This window comes from Sphingomonas kaistensis, assembly GCF_011927725.1.
In the GTDB taxonomy this organism is placed as follows: Bacteria; Pseudomonadota; Alphaproteobacteria; order Sphingomonadales; family Sphingomonadaceae; genus Sphingomicrobium; species Sphingomicrobium kaistense.
This window is the reverse complement of the sequence record NZ_JAATJC010000001.1, coordinates 2840134-2846238: the sequence shown is the minus strand read 5'-3', so window position 1 is coordinate 2846238 and position 6105 is coordinate 2840134. Positions and strand designations below refer to the sequence as shown.

The 6105-nt window shown below is 67.9% G+C and carries 8 protein-coding genes; 3 read left to right on the top strand and 5 right to left on the bottom strand.

What is annotated here, in order from left to right:
* The 3 genes from GGQ97_RS14140 to GGQ97_RS14130 all read right to left on the bottom strand — a co-directional run.
* Positions 1 to 495: carboxyl transferase domain-containing protein (locus tag GGQ97_RS14140; protein ID WP_280740523.1), on the bottom strand; the 495-nt coding region annotated here is incomplete at its 3' end.
* A 22-nt stretch (positions 496 to 517) separates the two neighbouring features.
* Entirely contained in the window at positions 518 to 1222 is a 705-nt protein-coding gene (pyrF, locus tag GGQ97_RS14135; protein WP_168070550.1) for an orotidine-5'-phosphate decarboxylase, read from the bottom strand.
* Complete coding sequence (locus GGQ97_RS14130; RefSeq protein ID WP_168070549.1) at positions 1219 to 1500, bottom strand: hypothetical protein; 282 nt, start codon at positions 1498 to 1500, stop codon at positions 1219 to 1221. The genes pyrF and GGQ97_RS14130 overlap by 4 nt, the downstream gene beginning before the upstream one ends.
* On the opposite strand from GGQ97_RS14130, the gene GGQ97_RS14125 reads away from it, so the two are divergent.
* Entirely contained in the window at positions 1499 to 2947 is a 1449-nt protein-coding gene (locus GGQ97_RS14125) for a serine hydrolase domain-containing protein (protein ID WP_168070547.1), read from the top strand. The genes GGQ97_RS14130 and GGQ97_RS14125 overlap by 2 nt on opposite strands.
* 84 nt (positions 2948 to 3031) lie before the next feature.
* Positions 3032 to 3547: a hemerythrin domain-containing protein gene (locus GGQ97_RS14120; RefSeq protein WP_168070546.1), complete on the top strand. Its 516-nt coding sequence runs from the start codon at positions 3032 to 3034 to the stop codon at positions 3545 to 3547.
* A 41-nt stretch (positions 3548 to 3588) separates the two neighbouring features.
* Here GGQ97_RS14120 and GGQ97_RS14115 read toward each other — a convergent pair whose 3' ends face one another.
* A complete protein-coding gene (locus GGQ97_RS14115; RefSeq protein ID WP_168070544.1) occupies positions 3589 to 3831 on the bottom strand; it encodes a glutaredoxin domain-containing protein in 243 nt (80 codons plus the stop codon).
* A 97-nt stretch (positions 3832 to 3928) separates the two neighbouring features.
* On the opposite strand from GGQ97_RS14115, the gene GGQ97_RS14110 reads away from it, so the two are divergent.
* Positions 3929 to 5599 carry a DEAD/DEAH box helicase gene (locus GGQ97_RS14110; RefSeq protein ID WP_168070543.1) on the top strand — a complete coding sequence of 557 codons (1671 nt, stop codon included), beginning with the start codon at positions 3929 to 3931 and terminating at the stop codon, positions 5597 to 5599.
* On the opposite strand, the gene GGQ97_RS14105 is transcribed toward GGQ97_RS14110, so the two are convergent.
* Positions 5596 to 6090, bottom strand: a complete 495-nt coding sequence (locus GGQ97_RS14105; RefSeq protein WP_168070541.1) for a hypothetical protein — start codon at positions 6088 to 6090, stop codon at positions 5596 to 5598. The genes GGQ97_RS14110 and GGQ97_RS14105 overlap by 4 nt on opposite strands.
* Positions 6091 to 6105 lie beyond the last annotated feature (15 nt).

The following is a 6105-nucleotide window of genomic DNA, read 5'->3' as shown; positions in this document are numbered from 1 at the left end:
CGCGCCGCCGGCGGCGGTGAAGATGATGTACGGCGCGTGGGCCGCGATCGCGGCCTGCACCCCGGCGACAAAGGCCGAGCCGACCGCAACCCCCATCGATCCGCCCATGAAGGCGAAGTCCTGGACTCCGACCACCGCCGTGCGGCCCTCGATGGTGCCGCGCGCGTTGAGCAGCGCATCCTTTTCCTCGGTCGCGGTACGGGCGGCCTTGATCCGGTCGGCATAGCGCTTGGTGTCGCGGAACTTGAGCGGATCCTCACGCACGTCGGGAGTCGGGATGAGGTCGAACCGCGCATCGTCGAACAGCTGATCGAAGCGGGTGTGGGCGCGGATGCGGTCGTGGTGGTCGCAACGCGGGCAGACTTGGAGATTGTCCTCCCATTCCTTGGTGAACACCATCGCGTCGCAATTCTTGCACTTGTGCCACAGCGTGTCGGTGACCTGCCGCTTGGGCAGGAAGGAAATGGAGTTACGGACCCGGCTGAGCCAGCTCATGAACTTGTCCTTGGAAGAGGCCTCAAGCGCCGGCGGTTAGCGCGGGCGACGAAGCGAGGGAAGCGGCGATGGCGCGAGCGGCCTCGGCGGGATTGGAAGCAGCAGTGATCGGGCGGCCGATCACCAGCAGCGAGGCACCCCGGTCAAGCGCTTCGGCCGGGGTCAGTACGCGCTTCTGGTCGCCGACGGCACTTCCGGCCGGGCGGAGGCCGGGGACCACGAACACACCCTTCGGCCAGCGCGAAGCGGCGGCGGCGACTTCCTCGCCCGAGCAGACGATGCCGTCGCACCCGGCGGAGCGGACGAGATCGGCAAGGCGCGCGACCTGTTCGGCAGGGGTGGAGGAAACGCCGATGTCCGCCAGATCGGCCGAATCAAGGCTGGTGAGGACGGTCACCGCAACCACCTTGCACCCGTTCGGGGCGGCGGCCTTGGCTGCCTGGAGCATCTCCCTGCCACCGGCGGCGTGAACGGTCAGCACCGCGGGGGCGAGGGGGGCGAGCGCCGCCACTGCCTTGCCGACGGTGTTGGGAATGTCGTGTAGCTTGAGATCGAGGAAGACCGGAAGGCCCGTCTTCGACAGGGCAGCGACCCCGGCCGGTCCATTGGCGGCAAAGAATTCGAGACCGAGCTTCAGCCCGCCGACATGGGGCGACACCGCTTCTGCAAGGGCTCTCGCCTGGCCGAGGTCGGGTGTGTCGATGGCGACGTAGATGGCGTTGGTCATGGCACCAGTCCCGCATCGGCGCCCGGAGCGGTTACGGCCGGGGGTGCCGGCGGATTGGCAATGGCGATCCGCCGCTCGAGCCGCCACAGCCGCGCGCGGAGCCACAGGAAGGTCGGCAGGAAGCCGAGCAGCGCCGCGATCAGCACCAGCAACGGAAGCTTCACGTCGGCCTGGAGCGAGCCCCACAGGTTGATGGTGACGTCCGACCAGTTGTTGCGGGCGATGATCGCCAGGAACACGGCCAGCACCACCCAGAAGAGCGTCCGCAGGAACTGCATGGCGCCGGGTTTAGAGGCGACTGCGCGGCTTGGCCAGACTCGCGGCCTGTTCGTCGCTGAAGACCTTCGTTTCGCCGCAGGCACCGGACGGGTGGAGTTGAGCCTTCGCCGTGCTGCCTCCAAGCCGCTGGACGGGGAGGATGGGTCACTGAAGAAAAGCGTCATGGCTGGCGCGGGCGCGGTCCTGTTGATGGGCGCCGCGATTGCCAGCATCCGGGTCGTCGAGCCCGTTGAATCACCACAGAACCAGGCGGCCGAGGTGCGTGCCGCAAGCCTGCGCCTCGCCAAGGTCCAGCCGGCCGCGCGGCAGCGGGTCGACTATGCCAGGCTCGATGCGCGGCTGAGGCGGCTGGCGGAGAAGCCGGCGATGGTCGGGCTGGCCGTCGGGGTGGTCGAGAATGGCCGCATCACCTTCCTGTCGGGCTATGGCGAAACGGTGGAGGGCTCAGGCGAAAGGGTCACCGCCGACACCGTCTTCCGCTGGGCGTCGGTCAGCAAGGGCGTCGCCGGAACGATGGTCGCCAAGCTTGCCGAGCAGGGCAAGATCAGGCTCGACGCGCCGGTGGTGAACTATGCCCCGGGGCTGAAGCTTCCGGCCGGCAACGAATATCGCGCCAGTGTCACCGACGTGCTGAGCCATCGCCTCGGCCTGTACCGCAACGCGCTCGACAACAAATTGGAAGAGGGGCAATCGCCGCAGGTGCTTCGGGCGCAACTGGGCACGCTGAACGCGATCTGCCCGCCCGATACCTGCTGGTCCTACCAGAATATCGCGTTCGACAGCGCCAGCGACATGGTCGCGCGGGCGACCGGGACAACCTATCAGGAGGCGGTTCGCCAGCAATTGTTCGGGCCGCTCGGCATGACCAGCGCGACCCTCACCCGCGAAGGGCTGGTCAGCGCCAAGAGCTGGGCCAGGCCGCACAGCGTCGGCCGTCGTCCGCTCGAGGTGCTGGAGCCTTATTACCGGGTGCCGGCCGCGGGCGGGGTCAACAGTAATATCAAGGACATGTCGGTGTGGATGATCGCCCAGATGGGCGGCATGCCGGCGGTGCTCGACCAGGCTTTACTCGACAAGGTCCACGCGCCCTTGGTCAAGACCCCGGGCGAGCGGGCGCGGATGCGCAAGTTCCTGGAGCGGGTCGGCGAGGCGACCTATGGGCTGGGCTGGCGCAATTACGATTATGCCGGTCGCCGGATCATCGGCCATCGCGGCGGCGTCAACGGCTATCGCTCGCTGATCCTGTTCGATCCTGCGCTGAAGAGCGGCGTGGTGGCGCTGTGGAACAGCAACACCAGCCAGCCGGGCGGTCTGGAGTTCGAGGTGATGGACATGCTCCACGGTCTCCAGTTCCGCGACTGGATGGAGCTCGACAAGGCGGGCGGCAAGACGCCCGAGCCGGTCGCCGAGGAGATCACCAGCATCGGCAGCGGCGATCGCCGCTAGGGTCGGGCGAGGAGAACCGGAACATTCGCCGCGGCCATCCGGTTTCGCCTCTGACAATCCAGTCCGATTTCCGGAGACCAACCCGTGGCCGATACCGCACCCGACGCGATCACCCTGCTCAAAGACGACCATCGCGCAGTCGAAGATTTGTTCAAGGAGTATGAGGACGCCGCGACGCCGGCGGCGAAGGCCAAGATCGCCGACAAGATCGCGGTCTCGCTGATCGTCCATACCCGGATCGAGAATGAGCATTTCTATCCGGCCTGCGAAGGCAAGGTCGACGAAGCGGACCTCAAGGAAGCCTATGTCGAGCATGACGCGGCCAATGTCCTGATCGCCGAGATCCTGGCGAGCACCAAGGGCGACGACTTCGCCGAAGCCAAGGTCAAGGTGCTCAAGGAAGAGATCGAGCATCACGTCGGGGAGGAAGAACGCTGGCTGACCGGCATCTTCAGCCAGGCCAAGCGCCACGGCGTCGACATGGACGCGCTGGGGGTCAAGCTGGCCGAGGCCAAGGCGGGCTATGAAGCCGACATCGCCAAGAACGGTCCGGAAGTGCACCTGGCGGCGCTCAAGAAGACCAAGGTCGCGGCGGAGTAAGGGACCGGGTCGTCCCGGCGCTGGCCGGGACGACCCATTGGTCAGGCGTGGGCGACGAGGAATTTCTCGAGGTCGCTGCATCCGCCGACCTTGACGCCGTCGACCGTGATCAGCGGCGTGGTCGAAACGCCATGCTCGGCCTTGAAGGCCTCGGTTTCCTCGCGGGTGGTGAGCTGATGCTCCTCCACCTCGAAGCCGTGGTCGCGCAGCAGCTGGAGCGCGCGGCGGCCGAACGGGCACTCATGGTCGGGCAGGACCATCCGGGTAATCTGGGCGGTAGGCATGGGCTGGGCTCTCCTTGGGGGACTAGGCAAGCGCCCCGCAAGGCCGCCGGTTCCACCCCGGTGGTCTTTCGCAACGATTCGGCCTATGGGCGGCGCCATGCTTCATGAACATCTTCCCGCGGCGCTCGGCCGAGCGCTCGAAACGCGCGGCTATGAAACGCTGACCGAAGTCCAGGACGCGGTCTCGACCCCCGAGGCGGCGGGCCGCGACCTGCTGGTGTCGGCCCGGACCGGATCGGGCAAGACCGTCGCCTTCGGCCTGGCGATGGCACGCGACCTCCTGGGCGACGCCGAGCGGCTGCCCTATTCGCTGGCGCCGATGGCGCTGGTCATCGCTCCGACCCGCGAACTTGCGCTGCAGGTTTCGACCGAATTGCAGTGGCTTTACCAGGATGCCGGCGGGCGGGTCCTGACCTGTGTCGGCGGGATGGATCCGGTGCGCGAGCGCCGGGCGCTGGAAAGCGGAACCCATATCGTGGTCGGAACGCCGGGCCGCCTGCGCGATCATCTCGAGCGCGGGGCCCTGGACCTGTCGAGCCTCAGGGTCGTGGTCCTCGACGAGGCCGACGAGATGCTCGACATGGGCTTCCGCGAGGAGCTCGAGGAAATCCTCGACGGCGCCCCGGCCGAACGCCGTACCATGCTGTTCTCCGCCACCCTGCCGCGGCCAATCGTGGCGCTGGCCAAGCGCTACCAGCGCGACGCGCTGCGGATCAGCACGGTGGGAGAGGACGCCGGGCACGGTGACATCGCCTACCAGGCGGTGACCGTCCGCCCGACCGATGTCGAGCATGCGGTGGTCAATCTGTTGCGCTTCCACGAAGCGGAGACCGCGATCCTGTTCTGCGCCACGCGCGAGGCGGTGCGCCGCTTGCACGGCAGCTTGTCTGAGCGCGGCTTCACCGCCGTCGCCCTGTCGGGGGAGCATAGCCAGGCGGACCGCAACCGCGCGCTGCAGGCGCTGCGCGACAAGCGCGCCCGGGTGCTGGTCGCGACCGACGTCGCCGCGCGCGGGATCGACCTGCCGTCAGTCAGCCTGGTCATCCACGTCGAGTTGCCGCGCGACGCCGAAGCGCTGCAGCACCGGTCGGGGCGCACCGGGCGTGCGGGCCGCAAGGGGATTGCGATGCTGATCGTCCCCAACATGCGCCGCCGCCGGGTCGAAGGGATGCTTCGCATGGCGCGGATCCCGGTCGAATGGACCGACGTGCCGAGCGCCGAAGCGATCCGCGACCAGGATCGCGCGCGCCTGCTGGCGCAATTCGACGAGCCGCAGCCGCAGGACGAAGGCGACGCCAATCTCGCTGCGGCGCTGCTCGACCGGCTCGGTCCGCAAGGCGTTGCGCAAGCGCTGGTCGCTCGGCTCCACGCCGACCTTCCGGCGCCGGAGGACCTGCTCGACGGTCCGGGCTCGGCCGACGAGCGTCCCCAGCATGGCGGCTTCGAAGGTGCCGGCTGGTTCAAGATCAATGCCGGGCGGCGGCAAGGCGGCGATCCCAGGTGGCTGTTGCCGCTCATCTGCCGGATCGGACATGTTCCGCGCAGCGAGATCGGCGCGATCAAGGTCGCGGCAACCGAGAGCTTCTTCGAGGTCAGTCCGCGCGCCGTGCAGACCTTCATCAAGGCGCTGCGCAAGAATTCGCCGGCAATGGCGCAGGACGGCATCCTGGTCGAAGCCAGCACCAGCCCCGACGAGCATCACGCCGCCGGCGGCGGTCCGCCGAAGCCGCGCCAGGGACCGCGCGGACCGCGTCCGCAGCGGCGCTAGGCGAGGGCCTTCTGGAGCTCGGCCTTGGTCATGGTCGAGCGGCCCTTGATGTCCTGCTTGCGCGCTTCGGCGAGCAAGTCGGCCTTGGTCGGCTCGCCGTGACGCGCGGCTGAGGTCTTGCCCGCGATGTCTTTCGGCTGGGCGGAGAATTGCCTGCCCTTGCGCGTATCGGCGCGCTTCTTGGCGGTTGTGCGCTTGTATTCGCTGTCGGTGAGCGCCTCGCGCGCCTTCTTCGGAAGGTAGCGCTCACCCGTTTCGCCACTGTCCTTGCCCGACTTGGTACCCCACTCTTCGCGGGTCCATTCGGCGAGGTGGTTGTTCGGGTCTTTCTTGCCGCGATAACCGCCGCCGGCTTTCCTATATTCGGCCACCGCGAGTTGCGCCTTGCGGGCCGACCATTCACCTTTTTCGCCGCCCTTGTCCCCGGCGGTGACGCGCTTCTTCACCTTTTCCCACAGCGCTGGGTCGGTCTTCTCGGCAGTCTCGGACATGGCGGATCAACCGCC

Bases quoted from the DNA above. Each gene is read 5' to 3' on its own strand.
- pyrF (WP_168070550.1), bottom strand. From the start codon at position 1,222: ATGACCAACGCCATCTACGTCGCCATCGACACACCCGACCTCGGCCAG.
- GGQ97_RS14125 (WP_168070547.1), top strand. From the start codon at position 1,499: ATGGCGCCGGGTTTAGAGGCGACTGCGCGGCTTGGCCAGACTCGCGGC.
- GGQ97_RS14130 (WP_168070549.1), bottom strand. From the start codon at position 1,500: ATGCAGTTCCTGCGGACGCTCTTCTGGGTGGTGCTGGCCGTGTTCCTG.
- GGQ97_RS14115 (WP_168070544.1), bottom strand. From the start codon at position 3,831: ATGCCTACCGCCCAGATTACCCGGATGGTCCTGCCCGACCATGAGTGC.
- GGQ97_RS14110 (WP_168070543.1), top strand. From the start codon at position 3,929: ATGCTTCATGAACATCTTCCCGCGGCGCTCGGCCGAGCGCTCGAAACG.
- GGQ97_RS14105 (WP_168070541.1), bottom strand. From the start codon at position 6,090: ATGTCCGAGACTGCCGAGAAGACCGACCCAGCGCTGTGGGAAAAGGTG.